General features: G+C 66.4%; 17 protein-coding genes. 8 read left to right on the top strand and 9 right to left on the bottom strand.

The window, feature by feature from the left end; genetic code table 11:
• The 5 genes from nbtC to NP3_RS43165 all read right to left on the bottom strand — a co-directional run bounded on the left by nbtC (position 1) and on the right by NP3_RS43165 (position 7,607).
• Positions 1 to 3,096 carry a nocobactin polyketide synthase NbtC gene (gene nbtC, locus NP3_RS43185; protein ID WP_063047479.1) on the bottom strand — a complete coding sequence of 1,032 codons (3,096 nt, stop codon included), beginning with the start codon at positions 3,094 to 3,096 and terminating at the stop codon, positions 1 to 3.
• Complete coding sequence (locus NP3_RS43180) at positions 3,089 to 4,405, bottom strand: beta-ketoacyl [acyl carrier protein] synthase domain-containing protein (protein WP_063047478.1); 1,317 nt, start codon at positions 4,403 to 4,405, stop codon at positions 3,089 to 3,091. The genes nbtC and NP3_RS43180 overlap by 8 nt, the downstream gene beginning before the upstream one ends.
• The gene (locus NP3_RS43175; RefSeq protein WP_063047477.1) at positions 4,402 to 5,157 is read right to left on the bottom strand and encodes a thioesterase II family protein; all 756 of its coding nucleotides are present in this window, start codon (positions 5,155 to 5,157) and stop codon (positions 4,402 to 4,404) included. Before NP3_RS43175 ends, NP3_RS43180 begins: the two co-directional genes overlap by 4 nt.
• A 186-nt stretch (positions 5,158 to 5,343) precedes the next feature.
• Complete coding sequence (locus NP3_RS43170) at positions 5,344 to 6,279, bottom strand: methionyl-tRNA formyltransferase (protein WP_063047476.1); 936 nt, start codon at positions 6,277 to 6,279, stop codon at positions 5,344 to 5,346.
• A 41-nt stretch (positions 6,280 to 6,320) separates the two neighbouring features.
• Complete coding sequence (locus NP3_RS43165) at positions 6,321 to 7,607, bottom strand: SidA/IucD/PvdA family monooxygenase (protein ID WP_063047475.1); 1,287 nt, start codon at positions 7,605 to 7,607, stop codon at positions 6,321 to 6,323.
• A gap of 142 nt (positions 7,608 to 7,749) precedes the next feature.
• On the opposite strand from NP3_RS43165, the gene NP3_RS43160 reads away from it, so the two are divergent.
• The 3 genes from NP3_RS43160 (at position 7,750) to NP3_RS43150 (ending at position 9,898) form a co-directional block, all read left to right on the top strand.
• On the top strand, positions 7,750 to 8,241 hold the full coding sequence (locus NP3_RS43160; protein WP_063047482.1) for an MTB12 C-terminal domain-containing protein: 492 nt from the start codon (positions 7,750 to 7,752) through the stop codon (positions 8,239 to 8,241).
• 123 nt (positions 8,242 to 8,364) lie between these two features.
• The gene (locus NP3_RS43155; protein ID WP_063047474.1) at positions 8,365 to 9,066 is read left to right on the top strand and encodes a siderophore-interacting protein; all 702 of its coding nucleotides are present in this window, start codon (positions 8,365 to 8,367) and stop codon (positions 9,064 to 9,066) included.
• A gap of 112 nt (positions 9,067 to 9,178) precedes the next feature.
• Positions 9,179 to 9,898, top strand: coding sequence for an alpha/beta hydrolase (locus tag NP3_RS43150; protein WP_157124935.1), 720 nt, complete (start codon positions 9,179 to 9,181; stop codon positions 9,896 to 9,898).
• Here NP3_RS43150 and NP3_RS43145 read toward each other — a convergent pair.
• The 3 genes from NP3_RS43145 to NP3_RS43135 form a co-directional block, all read right to left on the bottom strand.
• Entirely contained in the window at positions 9,895 to 11,631 is a 1,737-nt protein-coding gene (locus NP3_RS43145) for an ABC transporter ATP-binding protein (RefSeq protein ID WP_063047472.1), read from the bottom strand. The genes NP3_RS43150 and NP3_RS43145 overlap by 4 nt on opposite strands.
• Positions 11,628 to 13,457, bottom strand: a complete 1,830-nt coding sequence (locus NP3_RS43140; protein WP_084509651.1) for an ABC transporter ATP-binding protein — start codon at positions 13,455 to 13,457, stop codon at positions 11,628 to 11,630. The genes NP3_RS43145 and NP3_RS43140 overlap by 4 nt, the downstream gene beginning before the upstream one ends.
• A gap of 97 nt (positions 13,458 to 13,554) precedes the next feature.
• Positions 13,555 to 14,541 carry a sulfotransferase domain-containing protein gene (locus tag NP3_RS43135; RefSeq protein ID WP_084509650.1) on the bottom strand — a complete coding sequence of 329 codons (987 nt, stop codon included), beginning with the start codon at positions 14,539 to 14,541 and terminating at the stop codon, positions 13,555 to 13,557.
• A 617-nt stretch (positions 14,542 to 15,158) separates the two neighbouring features.
• On the opposite strand from NP3_RS43135, the gene NP3_RS43130 reads away from it, so the two are divergent.
• The 5 genes from NP3_RS43130 to NP3_RS43110 all read left to right on the top strand — a co-directional run bounded on the left by NP3_RS43130 (position 15,159) and on the right by NP3_RS43110 (position 20,522).
• Entirely contained in the window at positions 15,159 to 15,353 is a 195-nt protein-coding gene (locus NP3_RS43130) for a hypothetical protein (RefSeq protein WP_040686559.1), read from the top strand.
• A 61-nt stretch (positions 15,354 to 15,414) separates the two neighbouring features.
• The gene (locus tag NP3_RS43125; RefSeq protein WP_084509649.1) at positions 15,415 to 15,867 is read left to right on the top strand and encodes a TIGR03667 family PPOX class F420-dependent oxidoreductase; all 453 of its coding nucleotides are present in this window, start codon (positions 15,415 to 15,417) and stop codon (positions 15,865 to 15,867) included.
• 51 nt (positions 15,868 to 15,918) lie between these two features.
• On the top strand, positions 15,919 to 16,869 hold the full coding sequence (locus NP3_RS43120) for an RluA family pseudouridine synthase (protein ID WP_063047469.1): 951 nt from the start codon (positions 15,919 to 15,921) through the stop codon (positions 16,867 to 16,869).
• 88 nt (positions 16,870 to 16,957) lie between these two features.
• On the top strand, positions 16,958 to 17,701 hold the full coding sequence (locus tag NP3_RS43115; protein WP_063047468.1) for a CPBP family intramembrane glutamic endopeptidase: 744 nt from the start codon (positions 16,958 to 16,960) through the stop codon (positions 17,699 to 17,701).
• A gap of 169 nt (positions 17,702 to 17,870) precedes the next feature.
• Positions 17,871 to 20,522, top strand: a complete 2,652-nt coding sequence (locus NP3_RS43110; protein WP_063047467.1) for a hypothetical protein — start codon at positions 17,871 to 17,873, stop codon at positions 20,520 to 20,522.
• On the opposite strand, the gene NP3_RS50090 is transcribed toward NP3_RS43110, so the two are convergent.
• Positions 20,512 to 20,841, bottom strand: a 330-nt coding sequence (locus tag NP3_RS50090; protein WP_218025058.1) for a hypothetical protein, incomplete at its 5' end; no start/stop codon positions are given. The two genes, NP3_RS43110 and NP3_RS50090, sit on opposite strands and share 11 nt — an antisense overlap.

The following is a 20,841-nucleotide window of genomic DNA, read 5'->3' as shown; positions in this document are numbered from 1 at the left end:
CTAGACGTTGCTGTCGGCCATCAGGCGCACGACGTCGTCCAACGACGCGCCGCCCAGAATGGCCGCCACCGGAAGATCGCGGTTCAGTTCGGCCTGCACCCGCTTGCGGAAGTCCAATGCCTGCAGCGAATCCAGGCCGAGGGCTACCAGCGGCACCGAACTGTCGATGGCGTCGAGCCCGTCGGCGCCCATCACCTTGCCCAGTTCGATGCGGACCTGGTCGGACAGTGAACCGGCGGACGGCACGACCGCCTCCGGTACGGCCACGACGGCGGGAGCGACAACGACGGGGTCGACCCGAGGCGGGGCCGGTTCTACTCGCGCGAGCACATCGGCGAGCAGCGGACCCCAGCCGACCGCCGAGATGATGTCGTTCAACTGCGACCAATCGGCCGCCATCACAATGCGATTGCCGGGCCGTCCGATTTCGGCGTGCTGGGTGAAGCCGACGGCGAGTGCGTCGCGCGGGTCCATGGACTGGCCGCCCGCGGCGGCGATCCGGTCCACGCCGACCGCGTGCAGTGGCCCTTCGAGATCCCAGATACCCCACTGCATCGCAACGGCATTCGTGCCCACCGCACGCAGGCGCGTGGCCAGCACGTCGAGCATGCGGTTGACGGTGGCGTAGAGAATCTGCCCGCGACCACCGAAGGTGGCCGCCGCGGACGAGCAGATGACGATCCGCGCATCCGTGGCCAGCGGCAGCAGCCGCAGCAGATGGCCGGTGCCGATGATCTTCGATGCCGCCATCTCGAACAGCTTCTCGGCGGTCACATCGGCGAGTTCGGCGCGCACATAGTTCACCGCGGCGTGCACCAGCATGGTCGCCGGTGTGTCGGCCAGTGCGACGGCGAGCTCACGCACGCTGGCTTCGTCGCTCACATCGCACGCGACAACCGCGACCTCGGCGGTGCCGATCTGTCGGACGACCCGCAAACGGCCTGCGACGGAATCGGTTTCGCCGGACCGGCTGAGCAGCGTGATCCGCCGCGCGCCACGACCGGCGAAGTACTCGGCGAACTTCAGTCCGAGCGTGCCGGTCCCGCCGACGATGACGACGTGCTCGAGTTCCGCATCGTCCTGAGCTCCGGCCGACGGTTCGAGTTCTACCTCGAGCCGCTTGGCATAGAGCCCGCTCGCGCGCAGTGCCAACTGCGGTTCGTCCTTGGCATGCAGTGCGCGCACGATCTTGGCGGCCTGCCCCGCATCGGCGGCGTCGAGATCGAGGTGCCGGAAGGCGGTGCCGATATTTTCCAGTCCGATGCAACGGAATCCGGCGGAGACCGCGCCGTGGAACAAATGCGGTGCCGGATCGTCGGCGACCGCGGCTTCACCGCCGACGGTCACCAACCAGCAGTCGGTGACCGTGGCGTCGAGCGCGGGCAGCCAGCGCGCGTCATAGAACCGCGCCAGTTCCGCGACCGCGGTGGGCCCGTCCAGATCCGGCAACTCCGGCAGCAGCACGACGATCGAGTCGTAGTCGGCGGTGTCGGCGGGCTGGTCCGGATCGTGAACGGTCGCACCACCACCGTGGTTGACGGCGGCGGTGCACAGCGCCGCCGCCAGTTCGGCGCACTGCCCGGTGTGGTCGACGACGAGCATTGTGCGCGGCGAAACCAGCGAGCGACGCTCGAGCCGTACCCAGTGCTCCGCCAGCCGGGTCGCGGTGTGCTCGGGGGCCACCGGCGTGGAAGTCTCGGTCCGGTAGTGAGCCCACAGGCGCTGGGGATTGAGCACGGTGTTGGGGAAGTCGCGCAGCGGCAAACGCGCTGTGTCCGACTCGGATTCGACCCGTAGCGCATCCCATCGATAATTGAGGTCGTGCACCGCGACGGTCGCCAGATTGCGGGTGAACTCGCCGAGTCCCGCCGCAGTGCGCAGCGAAGTGCCGATCACCCGGAACTCCTGCTGCGGGCGGGCGGGGTCCGGCCGCACCGTACTCAGGTTCTCCTGAATGGCCAACTGCAGCATCGGATGTTCCGACATCTCGACGAAGGTGTCGACGTCGGCGGTGGCCGCCGTGATCGCCCGATCGAACCGCACCCGGTTGCGCAGATTCCAATACCAGTACTGGTCGTGCCGCAGGTCGGGCGTGATGGTGGTGCCGAGTGTCGCACCGTAGCAAGAGATTTCGGTTGCGACGAAGTTCGGGCCGCTCATTTCGTCGCCGAGTGCCGCTTCCAGTCCCTCCCGGTACTCGCTGACCACCGAGGTGTGCGCCGGATACGCGACGCGGATCTCCCTGGCGAACTGACCGCGCGCGGTCGCGGTCGCCACCATATCGACGATGGTCTCGCGGTCACCCGAAATGGCCAGGATATGCGCCGAATTGACCACCGAGAGCTCGGCCCAGCCGGAGTGCCTGGCCAGCAGCGCCTCACACTGGTCGCGGTCCATCCCCAGCACCGCCATCGAATAGCCGCGCGGTGAAAGCTGATCGACGGCCAGTGCCCGATGTGTCACCGCGAGCACCGAATCCCGCAGCGTCATGACTCCGGAGACCGCACCGGCGGCCAGCTCGCCCTGGCTGTGCCCGATGGTCGCGGCGGGCTCGACACCGGCCGCGCGCCACATGGCGGCGAAGGCGTACATCTGGAACATCAACGCAGGTTGGAGCACCCGCACGTGGTCCTCGAACTGTGCATCGTCGCCGAGCAGATAGTGCAGCGGCTCGCGGTGCCCGAAGCGTTCCTCGAAGATCGCGGTGCAATCATCGACCGCGCGACGGAACGTCGGGGAGATCTCGTAGAAGAGCTTGCCCATGCCCGGCCGCTGACTGCCCTGTCCGGGAAAGACGAATCCGATGCCGCGCGCGGTGGCGACGCCATCGGTCACCACGACCGCAGGATGCTCGGCGCCCACGACGACCGCTCGCAACGCATCGAGCAGTCCGTCGCGGTTGTCGACCATCGCGAGCGCCCGACGGCGGCGCGCGACCCGGGTGCGAAACAACATGTCCGCCACGCGATCCGGGGTCACGCCGGGATGCCGCTCCAGATATCCCAGGATGGCGGCCGCCTCACCGCGCAGTCCGTCGGCCGTATCGGAGGACAGCAGTACCGGGACGGTGCCGTCCGGTAGTCGGTAGTCAGGCATCGATATCCTCCAGCACAGGCATGGCCAAGATCGCGTGCGCGTTGGTACCTGCGACGCCGAACGAGGAGACGGCGCCGTAGCGGACGCCGCCGATCGGGTCCCAGGGTTCGAGTTTCGTGGCCAGCCGCAGGCTGGTGGCGTCCCAATCCACCTCGGTGGTCGGGTTGTCCGCGTAGAGGCTCGGTGCGATCTGACCGTTCGCGCCGCTCAGCAGCACCTTGATCAGGCCGAGCACCCCCGAGGCGGCCTGTGCGTGACCCATATTCGACTTCACCGAGCCGAGTCGCGGACCGTCGGTGCCGCGGTCGACACCGCCGTAGGACTGTGCGAGGGCGGTGAGCTCGAGCGGGTCGCCGACTGGCGTCCCGGTGCCGTGCCCCTCGATCAGGCCGATGTCGTCCGGTCGGATTCCGGCCGCCGCCAAGGTCTTCTCGATCAGTCGCTGCTGTGCCGTCGCGCTGGGTACCGCGAGCGGCGCGCCCTTGCCGTTGTGATTGACCCGGGTGGCGAGCACGTGGCCATAGATCCGATGGCCGAGTTCGCGTGCGCGCGACTCATGTTCCACAACGACCACACCGGCGCCCTCACCCCACAGCGTGCCGGTCGCATCGGCGGCATAGGAGCGGCAGTGTCCGTCGACGGCGAGTGCGTTGTTCTTGGAGAACTCGAAAAATGCCGCGGGCGAGCCCATGACACAGACGCCACCGGCCAGCGCCCAGTCACATTCACCGGCACGCACGGCGTTGGCGGCCAGGTGCAATGCGGTCAGCGACGATGCGCACGCGGTATCGGTGGTCAGCGACGGCCCGATCAGTCCGAGACTGTGCGAGATCCGGCCCGCCACCGCGCCGAGGGCGGTCCCGGTGGCGCGGTATCCGGAGTACTCGGTCACCACACCGGACTGCGGCCCGTATTCATTGATGGACGCGCCCATGAAGCAGCCGACCTCGGCGCCGTCCAGCGCGCCCGGATTGATGCCCGCATTCTCCAGCGCCCGCCAGGCCACCCGAAGCGCGACCCGCTGCTGCGGATCCATCGAAATGGCTTCGCGCGGGGTGATACCGAAGAACATCGGATCGAATTCGGTTGCCTCCGACAGAAACCCACCGGCATCGGCGACCCGGCTCCAGCCTTCGGTGCGGTGCAGCGCGAGCAACTCCTCGATCGGCCACTCCCGATTGCGCGGGAACGGTCCTATGAGTTCGCGCGCTTCGGCCAGCGCCGACCAGAAGTCGGGCAGCGTCTCGATACCGCCCGGCGCCTCGACGGCCATACCGGAGATGACGATCGGATCCATTTCGGTACTCATCCGACGCGATCCAGTTCCGGCGCGAGCAGCTCCGCGATACCGGCGGCATTGTCGTTCAGATAGAAGTGCCCGCCGTCGAAGATCGTGACGTCGATCTCCTGTGCGCTGTGATTGGACCAGCCGTACAGCTCGCGCGGCGTGATGAAAGTGTCCTCGGCACCGCCGAGCACGTGAATCTTGGCCTGCACTTGGACATCCACTGGGCAGGTATAGGAATCGAAGGCGCGGTAGTCGGCCTTCACCACCGGCAGCGCCATCCGCATGAGCTCGCGGCTACCGAGCACATCGGCGCCGGTGCCCTCCAGCGCGCCGAGATGGTCGAGGATCTGCTCGTCCTCGGTCGGATGCGGCGGCAGGTCGACGGCCCGGCCCGGCGAAACCGCGGCGGATGGAGCGAGCAGTCGCACCTCGAGTCCGGCCGTTTCGGCGTGGCGCACCAGTTCGAAGGCGACCATCGCGCCCATGCTGTGGCCGAACACGGTCAGCGGCAGGCCGCGATTGTGTTCGCAGGTCCGGAATTCCGCGAACGCACCGGCGGCCAGTTCGGGCAGCGTGGCGAGCGCCGCCTCGCGGGCCCGGTCCTGACGACCCGGGTACTGGAAGATCAGCACATCGAAGTGCTCGCTGAGCACCTTCGAGAACGCTCGATAGGTGGACGCACCGCTACCCGCATGCGGGCAGATCAACAATGGCGGGCATTCGACGGAGCGGGGCTGGTGGAATTGCCGGATCCATCCGAGATTTGCTGGCATTTCTTGACTCCTGCGCTTCCGCCGGACGTCCCGGCGCAATGGTCGCGCCAGGCAGCGTCATTCGATCGGCGGTGTACAACACCCCCCGGCACGCTGCACTGTCTGGTTACTTCTGAACGGTCGCCCGATATTAGCGTAGCCTACCCTAACAAGTCTACTGGTTCGGGCCGACTCCCCCGTGCCGCCTCACTGGTCGGTGAGATAGCCACCGCGCGTGAAGAATTCCGCGGCCGAATGCTCGGTACCGTCCGCGGTGCGAATCCGGGTGAGCACCAGGCCGCGGTTGCGCCCGCGATGCGCCTCGGTGCCACACACCACCGCGCCTCCGCCCTCCTGCACGATCACCCGACCGGGCGTGCCGCCGTAGCGCGCCTCGGAGACCACCGCCTCGAGCACCTCGACCCGCTCACCGCGGTAGTAGGTGAACGCGCGCGGGTACGGCTCGGACAGCGCACGCACGAAACGCTCGAGATCGACGGCGGACCAGGTCCAGTCGATGCGGCTGTCCCGCTCGGAACGCTTGTGGAAGTAGGTGCGCTCGGATTTGCGCTGCGGCTTCCATTGCGCGGTACCGGATTCCAGGGCGTGCAGCGCTTCCCGCAGCGCGCCGGGAATGAGTTCCATACCGCGCAAGACCAATTCGGTGCCGGTATCGGTGGGTCCTATGGGCAATGCGCGCTGCACCAGGATGTCGCCGGTGTCCAGGCCCTCGTCCATCCGATGCACGGTCAGGCCCGTCTCGGACTCGCCGCTGATCAGCGCCCACAGCACCGGGGAGAAGCCGGTGAACTTGGGCAGCAGCGAATCGTGCAGATTCAGGGTGCCGTGCGGGGGCAGGTTGTAGAGCTCGGCGGGCATCCAGGTGTACCAACTGTTCACCACGATGACATCCGGTTCGGCCCGCTTCACCAGGTCGATGGTTTCGGCATCGGCCCGTTCGGTCAGATGCACCGGGATGGCGTGCTCGCGGGCGAGGTCCTCGACCGAATCCGACCAGATTCCCTTGTAGGAGTCCGCACTGGCCGGATGGGTGACCGCGAGCACGACCTCGTGCTCCGAATCGATCAGTGCCTGTAGCGTTTTGCGGCCCCAGGTCTGGAAGCCGAACGAGACGATGCGCATGAAAACCTCACGTAGATGTATTTGGGGATATCCGGGCCGAATCAGCCCAGCCGGGCGGCCGCACCCCGCCGCGCACCGACGACCTGACGCGCCGGGGCGGTACGCAAGACCCGATCCGAAAGTTCGCCGAGGCAGCTGAGATTCGGGAATCCGGGCCCCTGGGCGATGGCCGCCATATTCGGCAGATAGAGCTTCGCGTCCAGTCCGGAGACCGCCAGGTCGTAGCCGATCGAGGCCTCCAGCCTGGGCTGGGTCAGCGGACCGCCGACGGCGAGTTCCAGCAGGTCGGCGGCATCGGAATCGAAGAGCTCCAGGAACCACAGCGGCTGCCCGCCGGTCGCGTCGACCACCAGATCGAAGTTCTGCACCAGATCCGGGCGACGGTCGTTGCGCAGCGTCACCGCCACGCCGTCGCCTTGTTCGGCGACCCGCACGACCCGCCCCTGCAGGTGATGCACGCGGTTGTCGCCGATCACGCTCTCCTGCACGCGAACCGAGAACACACCGCGGTCGGTGCGCCGGATGACATCGCGGCGCTCGTCCATGCTCAGCGCGTTCCACTTGGTCGGATCGCTGAAAAGCGCGTTCTCGAAATAGCTTTCGCCGCGGGTGTAGATGGTGGCCTTGGGCGTGATCACCGAGATGGTCAGCATGTCGTGTCGGACCAACTCGTCCAGGGCCGAACCGGCGGTCTCGCCGCCGCCGATCACCGCGACGCGCGAGGAGACCGGCAGCGCGCGTTTGCCCGCCAGATCCCAGAATTCGGCGATGCTGAGCACCCGGGGGTGTTCGGCCAGAGCCCGACCGCTGTGGCCAGGACCGGTGATCATCAGCGCGTCCGTGTCGATCTGGGTGATCACACCGTCCGCATCGGTCACCGAGACCAGCCAGCCGTCAGCCGCCGCCGCGACCGAATCCACTGTTCCGAGTACCAATTCGAGATCGATCGCACGCGCCACCCACTGCAGGTATTTGGCCCAGACGTGGTGGTGCGGGCTCGGTCGGCCGCGGTCGATCCATTCGGCGTAGGTGCCGTGCTCGACCAGGAACGAGGTCCAGCTGTAGGCCATCATCGCCTCGTCGATAGCCCGGTTGTGCCCGCGCGCCCAAGTCGAGCGGTAGGGGAACCCGATGTCCTTTTCCGGACTGGTACCGAGCCGGTGCTGCCCGTCGGTCCAACCACCGCTCGGCAGCCAGTTGCCGCCGACGGCATGCGCCTCGACGACGATCACGCGCGGGGCGGCGAGCCCCAATTTCCGCAGGACGTGCGCTTTTGCCGCCACCGCAAGGGCTTTCGGCCCGGCGCCGACCACCAATAGTGTGTCCACGGTTCTCCTGCGTTCGATCTGGTGCGGTAGCCAGGGTCGCCTAACTTCCGACTTTCAGCTTTGCATAGGCTTACCTTATATTGCACTGTAGTGCCAGTCCTCGGACCGGCACCTCCCGGCAAACGAACGATTGGATGATCCGATGCTCAGCACCAGAAATAGGCCGGTGGCGCGCCTTGCCACCGCGGCGTTCTCACTCACCGCGGCCGCCGTTATCGGCGCATTCGGCACCGTCGCCACCGTGGCCCCGGCCACCGCCGCGCCCATCGGCGCGCCGATGCGGACCGCCACTCCCGGCCTCGGCGAGTTGAAGGCAAAGCTGCAACTGGTGCTGAACACCGGCGCTTCGCGCTCCGCCCGCGCGGCCGAACTCGAGGCGGGCGAGGCCGGTCTCAGCCTGGTCGACCAGGTCGGCAGCGTCATGGCCTCGGCGCCGCCGAGCTTCCGCTGGGACGTGCTCGGCCCGGTCAATGTCTCCGGCGATCTGCTCACCGCCCAGCTGACCACCGCCATCGACGGCTGGGACCCCTGGTACTTCGACCTGTCCTGGAAGCAGATCGACGGCACCTGGAAGCTGACCCGCGAGGCCGAATGCACCATCGCGAGCGTCGCGATGCTGCCCTGCAACCTGTAATCGCCTGCGACGCACGCGAGTTGGCCCCGTGGCAGATCACCGCCTCGGGGCCGCACGGCCATTCGGAGTAGTTTCACCGGACACCCCACGACATCAGAGTGTGTTTAGGCTAACCTTAGCTGCATGGGTAGAGGTTTCGAAGGGTTGATGCTGAAGGCGTGGCGCGCCGAGGATTACCGGCTCACGGTGACCTCGACCGAGTACATCAGCGACAAATACATGCGGCTCGGATTCGACGCGGGCGGACTGCTCGCCGATCATCCGGTGCATCCGACGCAGTGGGTGCGGCTGTGGATTCCGAACGGTGAGCGCGAGCATCAGCGGGGCTACACGCTGGTCGACCCCGATCCGGACGAGAACAAATTCTCGATCGAATTCGCGGTGCACCACGGGCCCGCCTCGATGTGGGCGCAAAAGGCGGCCGTCGGCGACCAGATCGATGTCTCGGTGCTCGGCTCGGATTTCCAACTGCCCGAACCACTCCCGAGCGAGTTCGTCATCTTCGGGGATACCGCGTCGCTGCCCGCCGTCAACTCACTGCTCGACGCGATCGGCGATGTGCCCGCCCGGGTCTGGCTGGAATGGCAATACGAATCCGACACCGGGCTCCCGGTCCGCAATAAGCCGCACCACCAGGTGAAATGGGTGCAGCGGATCGACAACGGCAGACTCCTCCGCGAGCAGGCCAACGAAATGCAGTGCCCGAAGGACGCTTTCGCCTGGGTCGCCTGTGACGGCCACACCACGCGCTCGATCGTCAAGGCGCTCAAAACCACCCACGAGCTGCCGAAAACCGCTATCAAATACCGCGCTTACTGGAAATAACCCCCGCGGCCCGCACCGAGCCGTGCGTATCCGCCGAGGGTAGTCGAAAGGTCGTTCCTGATCTCCTCGCCAGCCACCTTTTTACCCCCTCGGCAGCGATAAGGTGCGCAGCATGCGGGCGGAGGCCGGGTCATACTTCGGGATGAGCTGGGTGCGACTTCGGGGCGACGTGTCGGCACCGGGCGATGCGGTGGCGGTCACCGGACTCGCGGACGGCAACGTCGCGACGGCGACCGATGACTTTCCCGAGAACGATGCGGACGGCGAGCGGTGTATGACCGACCACCTCCGAGTCCGCAGGGGCGACCTGCGTTTCGTGCTCGATCAACTGCACCGGACCGACGCCATCGGCGCACTCTCGGGTCACCTCGATACCGATCGCATTGCGGCGATCGGACATTCGTTCGGCGGCGCGAGCGCGGTGGCCGCGGCGGCCGACGAGCCCCGCATCAAGGCGGTGGCGAATATCGACGGCACCCTGTACGGAGATCTGCCCGCCCTGAAACAGCCGTTCCTGTTGCTGGAGAGCGATCACTCGGAGACCGGTCATTCCGCGCAGTACCTGGACCGCAACCGCGACCTCATCCAGCGTCTCCAGGCGACCGGATTCCGCTACGAAATCACCGAGGCCAACCACATCGGTTTCACCGACGTGCCGCTATTCCTCGCCGCGCCTGCGCGAATCGCCGTCGCCCAATTCATCGGGGGTGAGCGCGGACCGGTGGATACGCAACGTGCGGCCAACGATATTTTGGTCGCATTCCTCCGGGATGGGGACATCCAGGAGGCAGCGGCCGGTCACCCGAATATCCATGGCGGTCCCGTCCCTTAGATCGGTGCGGGCTCCAACCGCCAACCGGTGGCCCGCGACCGCTCGTTCCAGAAGTCGGCATACCGGCCGTCGAGCGCCAGAAGTTCCGCGTGCGTACCGCGTTCGACGATCCGGCCACCATCGAGGAACAGGATCTGATCGGCATGCGCGATGGTGGCCAGCCGATGCGCGACGACGATTACCGTTTTATCCCTGGTGAGTTCGTGCACCCCGCGCACCACGACGGCCTCGCTGTGCGGATCCAACGCGCTGGTCGCCTCGTCGAGCAGCACGATCGGCGCATCTTTCAGCAGCGCGCGGGCAATCGAAACCCGTTGCCGCTCACCACCGGACAGTGTCGTACCGCCCTCGCCGACCGCGGTGTCGTAGCCGTCGGGCAGCCGTTCGACGATTTCGTCCACCCTGGCCGCCTCGGCCGCACGGCGCAGTTCGGTGTCGGTGGCATCGGGGCGGCCGATCCGAATGTTGTCCGCCACCGACTGATTGAACAGGTAGACGTTCTGGAAGACGAGCGAGAGCTGATCCAACAGCGTCTCCGACGGTTGTTCGCGCACATCGTGCTCACCGACCACGACCCGGCCCGCCTCGACATCGTAGAACCGCGCCGCGAGCCGCAGCAGTGTCGTCTTGCCCGCGCCGCTCGGCCCGACGATCGCGGTGGTGGTTCCGGCGGGCACCTCGAAACTCAGCTCCGACAGCACCGGCTCACCCGGCCGGTAGCCGAAGCAGACATTGTCGAAGACGACGGATGGCGCACCCGGTGTCACCGACGACTTCGCCTCGGGCAGTACGGGTTCGGCGAGCAGTCCGGTGACCCGATCGGCGGCCGCCGCGGCCGACCGCAACGCATTGCCCAGCTGCGCGGCCTGATTCAGCGGTTCGATGAACCGGGAACTCACCGCGATGAGCGCGATAGCGGCCGCCGCCGAAACGGCGCCGTCGGTAACCCGGCCCACCGCAATGTAGACCAGCACCAGGAACACGGCCTGCACGAACAGCGCGAATACGATCAGACCGGGCACCGAGGCGAACATCAATCGGGTGATCGCCGAGCGCTGCCGCGCCAGGGCAGTGTCTAGCGCCCGGTTGCCCGGCCCCACCGCACCGAAGGCCCGCAGCACCGGCTGTGCCTGCGCGAATTCGACCACGCGCGAATCGGCTTCGGCCGCCGTCTCGTGCATCCGCGCATCGGAGCGGGTGTAAGCGCGATTGGCCAGACCGTTGACCACGAACAGCACCGGCGCGGCGAGCAACATGGCGAGCGAGATCCGCCAATCGATGAACAGCATGCCGAGCGCGACACCCAGCGGAACCACGATGCTGGTGAGCACCTTGGTCAGCAGATACGCGATCAGGCCCTGGATCTCACGCACATTCTCGACCACGATCCGCGACAGCGGCCCGGCACTGTGCGTCTCGAACCAGCCGAGCGGCAGCGCATTCAGATGATCGCCGAGCCTGGTCTGCAGCCCGCGCTGCATGCCGACGCCGATGCGCAGACCGAGTACGGCCTGCAGATATCCGAACACGACGACCCCGGCGACCGCGACCAGCATCCACAGCGCCCAGAGCCAGGCGCGACCGAGCTCGTTGTCGAACAGCGCCTCCAGCACCGGCACCAACAGCAGATACGCCACCGCCTGGCTCAGCGCCTGAGCGATGATGGCCGCCAGCAGTTTCGGCGTCAGGTGGGCGAATTCCGCCGGAATCAGCCCGAGCACCTTGCGAATCATCGTGTCACCTCGACATTTTCGACCAGCGCGAGCGCACCCAGGGCCGCCTCGTTGATTTCCCAGAGTCGCTGATAGGTACCGCCCGCCTCGCGCAGACCGGCGTGATCACCCTGCTCGACCAGGGATCCGTTTTCCAGCACCAGAATCCGATCGACACCGGTGATGGTGTGCAGCCGATGCGCGATCACGAGCACGGTCCGGCCCGCGACCAGTACCGCGAGCGCATCCTGCACCGCAGCCTCGGACTCCGGATCCGCGAAAGCGGTCGCCTCGTCGAGGACCAGCACCGGAGTATCGGCGAGCAGCGCGCGGGCAATCGAGAGTCGTTGTGCCTCACCACCCGACAACGTCGCGTCGACGCCGATCTCGGAATCGTAGCCACGCGGCAGCGCCAGGATGCGGTCGTGGATCTGGGCCGCCTGTGCCGCCTGTTCCAGTGCGGCATCATCGGCCTCGGCCCGGGCCAGCCGCAGATTCTCGCGAATGCTGCCGCGGATCAAGCGCACATCTTGGAAGACGAATCCGACGGTGCGATAGAGCTCCTCGGTCGAGAAGTCGCGAATATCACGGCCCGCGACGGTGATCCGCCCGTCCCCGACGTCGTAGAAGCGCGGCAGGAGCTTCGCGAGCGTCGACTTACCCGACCCGCTCGGCCCGACCAGCGCGGTAATGGTGCCCGGCCGCAGCTCGAGGTCGATCTCGCGCAGCACTTGGTGATCCGAGCGATATCCGAAACTCACGCCCTCGAACCGCACCACACCAGCGGCCGCTGGATCGGGCGCCGATATCGCCTCGGGCACAGTCAATTCGGGTGTCTGCTGCAGTTCGTGCAGGCGCACCGCGGCCGCACCGGCGGCCCGCAGCGCCTGAGTTCCGTATCCGAGGCCGAGCAGCGCACTGCCGAGTCCGAGGCCGACGAGCAAGAACGGCAATACATCCAGCGGGGCGACCCAATCCAATCCCACCGCGGCGAGTCCGGCGATTACGACGACCAGCATTACGAAGACCGGCGTGACCACGATGTCGGAGGCCGACTGGATGCGAATGATCGGCATCTTCAACCGATTCAGGCTGTCGGCTTGTCCGTCCACCGCCTCATGAAACACGGTGTGCGCCTTGCCCGCTTGACCGAACGCCCGCACCACCTGGATGCCGTCGACGAATTCGATGGTGGCGTCCTGGGTGCGGCGCTCCCAGCGGGTATAGACCGCCATGCGATCGCGGCCGTCCTGATCCATCATCCGGCTGAACAGCACCATGTAGGCGATCAGCGGAATCAGCAGTGCCAGCGTGAGTCGCCAGTCAACGCTGACCAGGTAGCCGAGGGTGACCAGCGGCACGGTGAGTGCGCCGACGAACTCCAGTCGCGCATGCGCGACCAGATAGTGCAGCGCCTCGACATCGTCCTGCAGATACTTCTTCACCTCGCCGGAGGAGCGTTCACCGAACCAGCCGAGCGGCACCCTGGTCAGCTTGGCCGCCAACAACCGGCGCAACGTCAGCTGGTATCCGGCATCGACCAGATGCGACCAGGTCAGCGCTGCCGCCTGCAGTAGGCCGCGCGCGACGAGCACCACCACCGCGATCAGCAGCAGTCGCCACACCCGATCGGTATCCACCCGGTCGGCGAGCAGTTCCCGGCTGGCGGCGACGATCAGCACGAACGGTACGACGGTGCCGACCGAGGCAATGGCCACGATGATGCTCGCGAGCGTCAGCGTGCGGCGCACGGGCGCAAGGATTTCCTTGCGCGCCGCCGCTTCCTGCTGCTTTCGCGCCTTCAGCACCGTCTTCGGCGGCCGGTTTCCGGTCTCCTCCACCGTCATCTGCCTCGCCCCTCTCGCTCCTTCGCGGAGCCTCTCGCCGGAATCGGCACCCATCTTCACACAAGATCGGCCCAGAGGGTAGGTTAGGCTAAGTTATCTAGTGGTCGTTCCAACCGAGGTCACGCCCGATCACATCGAACAACTTCTCGTTCCACGGGCGATAGAACTCGCGCAGCCGGGCCACCGAACCCTCGTCGGGCTCCGGGACTTCGAGCGGATTGCGGTTCAAGACGTGATGACGGACCGGCTCGATGGCGGGCAGTCCGAGGAATTCGTGGATGCCGCACACCGCCTTCGAGATATCGGCGAAGAAGTCCTCGGCGGTAACGATGTAGACGTTGTCCTTGCCGAACGCCTCGAGCCAGCGGGCCACCGCATTGACGTAGACACCGGTGCCGAGCACCGGCATGGAGGGCAGCGTGGTCGGTGGCGGCGGCGCTGGAAACATCTCCAATGCGTACCCGATGTAGTCGGCAAAGGTCCGGCCGTACGGCACGGCGCGCAGGCCGTCCTTGTTACTGAGGAACAGATCCCATTTGTAATGCGAGTACGCGCGATCCACCGGATCGCGCAACATCATCACGATCTTGGCGTCGGGTCGGGCCGCACTGTAGTTGTCGATCAACGGAAGATCGTGCAGCAGCGGGTCGAAATGGCCCGCGAGCGCCTGGCCGGTACATCGCATCACCTCGGCCTTCTGCCGCTCCGTCGGGAAGAACGGACCCCACATGTGCGGGCAGCCGTGCCCGATCTCCTTGGTGAGCGGCGCCAGGATGCTCGGATGCTGCATGAGGTAGCTGGCCAGGTCGGTGGTGCCACACTTCAGCGCGCCGACGCAGGCGAAATCCGGCAGCACGCGCGGCCCACCGAAACGCCGCAACCACAGCCGGATCGGTGGCACTCTGCCGAAATAATGCGGCAGCGTGAGATAGCGAATTCCCAGCCGCGCGGTGCGCAACGGACGGCCGAGATGGCTCTCCCGGTTGTAGCGGTGCAGTTGCCATTCTTCGAATACCGCAAACCCTTTCGTGTATCTATCGGACGCGTACTCGTGCGCGCTCGACGGCGCCACCACTGTTGACATTGGAACATCCCCTCGCACAACGATCTTCGCCGCAGAGCACGCGGCGATCTACTTTCCGAACCAACCGCTAGGAATGGTTCGTCCGACTACTGACACGCAATTCGAGGAAACACTCGTTGTTACCTCCTGCCAATCGATCCCGCTGCCCGCCGGGAGTCGATTTGCGGATCACGTTAGCGCCGAGTTCATCCCGGCGTTACCGAAATCCCGGCTGTCGATACACAGACGACAATGCATCCCATCTGGGCAACTTCATAAGACCCGCCAACAAGGGGATGCGCCCCCACACGCTGGCCGCCGCTGCTCACCGGGCCGAAATGCCGCACAGGGTAGGACACTTGCCGAGGAGTTCGATGTGAAGCTCGCACAGTGAGAGCTTGCCTCCGACAACGATTTCCACGCCCAGGCACGAGCAGTGGCGAGAGGTGGCCGATCGGCGCTGCGAGCACCAACCCCTGTTCAATACCGAATGACCGGTTCTCTCAACGCACTTGGCAACACATCTTCGACGCGCCGGGGAAGCTTGTGTGAACGACGCACTATCCCAGCAACTTTCGTGCACGAGCATTACTAGCTTATGCAGCTACACAGATTGCGACTGCGGTTGGAGATGTGAAATGTTTGTCACGACAATTATTTCGAATATCGGCGATTGCCGCCGTGATCCCGGCACCTTGACCGAGCAGCAGGCGCACCGGGCGATGCAGGTGCATCTGAATTGCAGTGTCGATAGCTGCAAGGTCCGCCGCCGCGCCCGGCAGACGCTGGTCGAGTCCCGGCGAATGGTGCTGGACGAACGCGCCGAGCCGTAGTCGTAATGGCGCAACTGCGCCGCCTCGGAATCGACTGCACGCTGTCGGCGTTGGCAGAATCATGACCACCACCGAATCCGATCGCTCCGCCACGCCCGTCGTCGACACCGGCACCGCATTCGGTGCCAGGGTCGCCGACCGCCTGGAACGCGAGAATGTCATCTGGCTGACCACCGTCGGCCCCAGCGGAACACCACAGCCGAATCCGGTGTGGTTTCAATGGCGCGACGGTGAATTCCTGATCTTCAGCCAGGCCGATAAGCCGAAGTTGCGGAATATCGCCCGCAATTCTCGGGTGTCGCTGCATCTCAACAGCACCGCGACCGGCGGCGACGTGGTGATTCTCACCGGCACCGCGCGGATCGACGAAACCGGGCCGACACCGGCGGAAGTCGCCGCGTTCACCGAGAAATACACCGATGGACTCGCCTCGCTTTCGATGACCGAGGAACAGTTCCACGCCGACTACTCGGTCACGGTGCGCGTCGCCCCGGATCGGCTGCGCGGATTCTGAGCCCGACCCGGCCGTGAGCTGGGGATTCGTCGCCGACTAAGGTCGTCGGTAATGAGAAGGAGGCAGCAGCCGCCGTTGCCCAAGCGGCACGGCCTGGATCCGGCCCGGCTCCGCCTACCGGAGCAGGGCGATTGGGCGACCATTCGCGACCATCTGGTGGATCGGCTGCCTCGTGTCCCCGCCGCGCGCATCGATGAGCTGCTGGACGCGGGCGGGATCGTCGATCTATCCGGTCCGATCGCGCCGGACGCGGCATATGTGCCGGGCGGCGCGGTCTGGTTCCATCGCGACCTACCCGTTGAGACCGAAGTTCCGTTCGATATCCCGATCGTCCACCGCGACGACGATCTGCTCGTGGTGGACAAGCCGCACTTCCTGGCGACGATTCCGCGCGGCCAGCACATCCTGCAGACAGCGTTGGTGCGGCTACGTCGCGAACTCGACCTACCCGATCTCATTCCGGCGCACCGGCTCGATCGCGTCACCGCGGGGCTGGTGCTCTTCGTGATCAATCCGGCCCGACGCGGGGCCTATCAGACGATGTTCCACAAGCGCACGGTGCGCAAAGAGTACGAGGCCATCGCCCCCTTCGATCCGGAGCTGACACTGCCGCGCACGGTGCGCAGCCGGATCATCAAGGAGAAGCAGGTGCTCGCCGCGCAGGAGGTCGCGGGTGAGCCCAATGCGGAGACCTGGATCGAATTGCTCGAGCAGCGCGAGGGCCTCGGCCGTTACCGGCTGCGGCCGCTGACCGGGCGCACCCATCAGCTGCGGTTGCATATGAACGGACTCCGCATTCCGATCCTCGGCGACGACTTCTATCCGGTGCTCGCCGACAAATCTGTGCACGACTTCACTCGGCCCCTGCAATTGCTGGCCACATCACTCGAATTCACCGACCCGGTCAGCGGCGCGCCGCGCCGGTTCGACAGTGCTCGGACGCTGCAGGCATGGGCGGATCCGCAGGGTTGGCGGGTCGGCATTAACGCCGACAGAGCGTAGCGCGAAACAAGGTACGACCATGTTGATGACGCAACCCCCTGAAGCCGAACCCGTCGCGCCAGTTGCGGGCATCCGTAGACTGGGCCGGATGCTTCAACAGGACCTCGACGAAGCGGCGCCGCCCCGCCACAAACTGCACGCCTATCTCGACGTGGCCGTTGTGGTGATCGTCCTGGCCTGCACGAATCTGATCGCCCACTTCACCACCGCGTGGGCGAGCATTCTCACCGTTCCGATCGCCGCCGTGGTGCTGCTCGGGCTCATGCGGCGACGTGGACTCGGCTGGTCCGAACTCGGACTCGCACCACGGCACTGGCGACGCAGCACGCTCTGGGCGCTCGGCGCGGTCGGCTTGGTACTCGCGGTAGTCGCGATCGGGGCGCTGCTGCCGATCACGCGGCCGTTCTTCCTCGCCGACCGCTACGCCACCATTTCCGGCGCGCTCATCGCATCGATGATCGTCATCCCACTGCAGACCGCGATTCCGGAAGAGCTGGCCTTCCGCGGTGTCCTGCACGGCACGCTCGACCGCGTCTACGGCGTCCGCGGTGTCTTCGCGGCGGGCTCCCTGCTGTTCGGCCTCTGGCATATCGCCTCCTCCCTCGGCCTGACCACCAGCAACCGCGGCCTGACCGGCTTCATCGGCGGCGGCCCGGCCGGTCAGATCATCGGCATCCTGCTCGCCGTCCTCGCCACCGCCGCCGCGGGCGTCGTCTTCACCTGGCTGCGCCGCCGCAGCGGCAGCCTCCTGGCCCCCATCGCCTTGCACTGGTCGATAAACGGCGCGGGCGCGTTGGCCGCCGCCATCGTCTGGCACACCACCCTCAGCTGACCCGAATTCCGCGCAAGCCGGGGAGCTCGCGATTCGCGCATTTGTTCGAGTTTTCGGGGTGCGCAGCATTGACCTCGGGCGGGTAGCGGTTTAATCTCGGTGCGATCACACATATGTTCGAGCATGTAGGTCTGCGTCGGTATGACACCTGCTCCTGGGAAGGCTCGCGATGCGCGACAAACAGTCGACCGGTAGGTCCGAGATCGCCGCATTGGCCGAGCGGGTCGCGAACGCGCGGGGCCGGTTACCGCTGCAGGATGACGCGGCGCTCGTGCAGGCATTATCGGATGCCGAGATCGATGCGGAACGCGAACTCGCGCAATGGGTTCGGGCGCAGCGGCGAGGGCAGCGGAAACGGGCCGTCCAGGATGAACTCACCGCGGAGAAGCGCAACCGGCGAACCATGTCCGCCATCCAGCGCGCCGATGACGCGGACGCCCGCTGGCATCGGCGCGCACTGGCGGCGCGGCGGCGGGTTTCGAATCAGGATGCGCGCCTTGCCCAGTTGTACCGGCGAGCCGAATGGTCCTCGCGCGCATTGATCGCCGTCGTGCTGCTCGGCATGGTGTGGGCCGGGGTGAATGTGCAGCACAACCTGGTGCCCAGCGGGAATATGGCAGATCCCCTGTACTGGTTGAGCTATGGGATCGAGGCGATGATCTCGATCCCGATCATCACCATCATGGTGGCCGCGACGACGGCCGCCCGCTGGGGCCGCGAACTCGACCGCGGCAAGGTCGTCTTCTTCGAGACCGCGCTGCTCGGCACGACCATCGCGCTCAACGCGGGCCCGCACCTGGCCGCCGGATCCTTCGGCCAGGCCGCCGAATACGCGATCGCACCGGTCATGGTCGGCGTCGTCATCTGGTTGCACGCCTGGGTTTCCGCGCGATACGCCCTGCTCATCGACGGTGTCCCGATGGTCGAGGACGAACCCGACCTGCCACCCCGGCACCGGGTCACCACCGAGCGCGGCGCACCCATCGATACGTTCCGTGCCGATGAACCCACCGACCGTCGAGAACTGCTCGCCGCCAAGGGTTTCGATCCCCTGCTCGACCAAGCCGGTGTCCGCTTCCCGGTCGATATGGATCCCCCTGTCGTGGAAGCGGCGATGCGGGCCGCGCAACCCGACGCGGTTCCCGTCTCGCGCCTCGATTGCACGGAAACCCTCGTGTACCACGCGCAGAGCACCCGCTCGACGAACGGCCGCCTCACTCAACAGATCCCGAGCGACGACTACCGCACCGGTCACGCGGTGCGTGCGACGGATCCGATCCACGGCACCGCGCGGCCCTTCACCGATGCCAACGGAACATCGTCAGCCCATACGTCGGCAACTGGCGCGAATCGCCTCGGCGAAAACGCATTTCATGCGTCGGACCTCGATCATCGCATTGCACCTGATACCGCTGCGAGTGCCGAGGGCGCAGCGCATGCCACCGCGCGCGGCAAGTCCGCGACGGCACCAGTGACTGCTCGTGACACGACTTTTGCCGGGTTCGAGCCTCTGGACGCGCCAGGGACCGCTGCCGATGAGCGCACGACCTTCGCCGCCACGGACTTCGCGCCACAGACGGCAGCGCAGAGTGCCGCCACCACCCGCGACGAGCGCACGGCCGTTGCCGCGAACGGATTCGCCTCCCAGACCGGTGCCGATGAGCGCGCGAATTTCGCTGCCGCGGGTTTCGTGCCCCGGGCAGCTGTATCGAATGCGGTCGGCACCCACGATGAGCACACGACTGCCGCAACCGGTCGCGATCCACAGACCGCGGTGACTGCTCCCGATGAGCGCACGACTGTCGCCGCCCACGTCCGTACCGCGTCCGCGACTACTTCTTCCACTCGCTACGCGCACACGGCTTCCAATACCAGCGGCTTCGAGCCCCGTACAGCACCTGCGGCCGACGATCGCGGGGCTTTGCCTGCCACAGACGACGCGACTGTTCCTGCTACAGATATCGACCTCCGGACTGCGACGGCGGCCGACGCCAGCACTCCGGACGAGCACACGGCCGCCGGGGCTGCAGGCTTTCAGCCCGATGCCAAGACCAGGGCGTCCGGTCGCGACGAACTTTCCAATCGCAATGCGAGCGCGACTTCTGTTGTCGGAGAAGCGGAACCGCAGCGGGGGGCAGCACAATCGCAGCTGAGCATTTTCGATACGGCAATGGTCGAATCCGTCGCGCAGACCAGTGTGGACACCGGGGACCGCGCACCGGCCGACATCGATCGCGCCACGGTGTCCCGCACCGCAACCGCTGCGGGCACGGGCACACCAGCTGACGCTCCCCCTCCCGCGAAGTCCAGCACTCGCACCGAATCCTCCGCGCGCGCAGGCGCACTTACCGACCCCCAGCGTGCTACCCGCGGTTCCGCGTCACCGACCCCGGCCGAACGCATCACACGAGCAATGGAGGGTCACCACGCTTCGAGCGCCGACAACTCCGCAGCCGATCACGAGGATCAGGCCCCAGCATCCGAGGCCGATGCCAGGCAACTCGTTGCGGATGAGACACCTCGCCGCACCACCAGCGAGGTGATCAGCGAAGTCGTGCAATCACTTTCAGCCGAGGACCTGCTGACCGAGAACCTCGGCTCCGAGAGCGACGATATCGAGGTATGGTCTGTCGCCCGCGCAATCGCGGGCCGCGGCCTCTCCGTCATCCCCGTGGAACAACTCGCCGAAATCCTCATGCTCGCAGACCAATCCTGGACCCCAACCAGCATCGGCGCCGAAGTCGGCCTCTCCCGCACCGCCATCGCCCAAGTCCTGGAATTCGCCCGCCGAGTCCGCCGCCCCTACGCAATCAGCAGCTAACCAGACCGCGCCACTGCAACCAACAGCAGCGCGGCAGCAACAACAACGGCAACAACGGCAACGGCAACGGCAACGCTGACAGCGGCGGTGGCAGCAGCGACAGGCCGAAAGCGGCGATAGCAACGACAGCGACGGCAACGACAACGGCAACAGCGCGGCAGTGACAGCCTGAAAGCAGCAGCGACAAGGCGACATTCGATGCTCCCCACACACGAATACCGCGCCACTGCGGCCGGGCAGCGACAGCAGCAACGGCAACAGCAACGCTGACAGCGGCGGTGGCAGCAGCGACAGGCCGAAAGCGGCGATAGCAACGACA

The sequence above is a fragment of the Nocardia pseudovaccinii NBRC 100343 genome, from assembly GCF_001613225.1.
In the GTDB taxonomy this organism is placed as follows: Bacteria; Actinomycetota; Actinomycetes; order Mycobacteriales; family Mycobacteriaceae; genus Nocardia; species Nocardia pseudovaccinii.
This window is presented reverse-complemented; position numbering and strand designations above follow the sequence as displayed.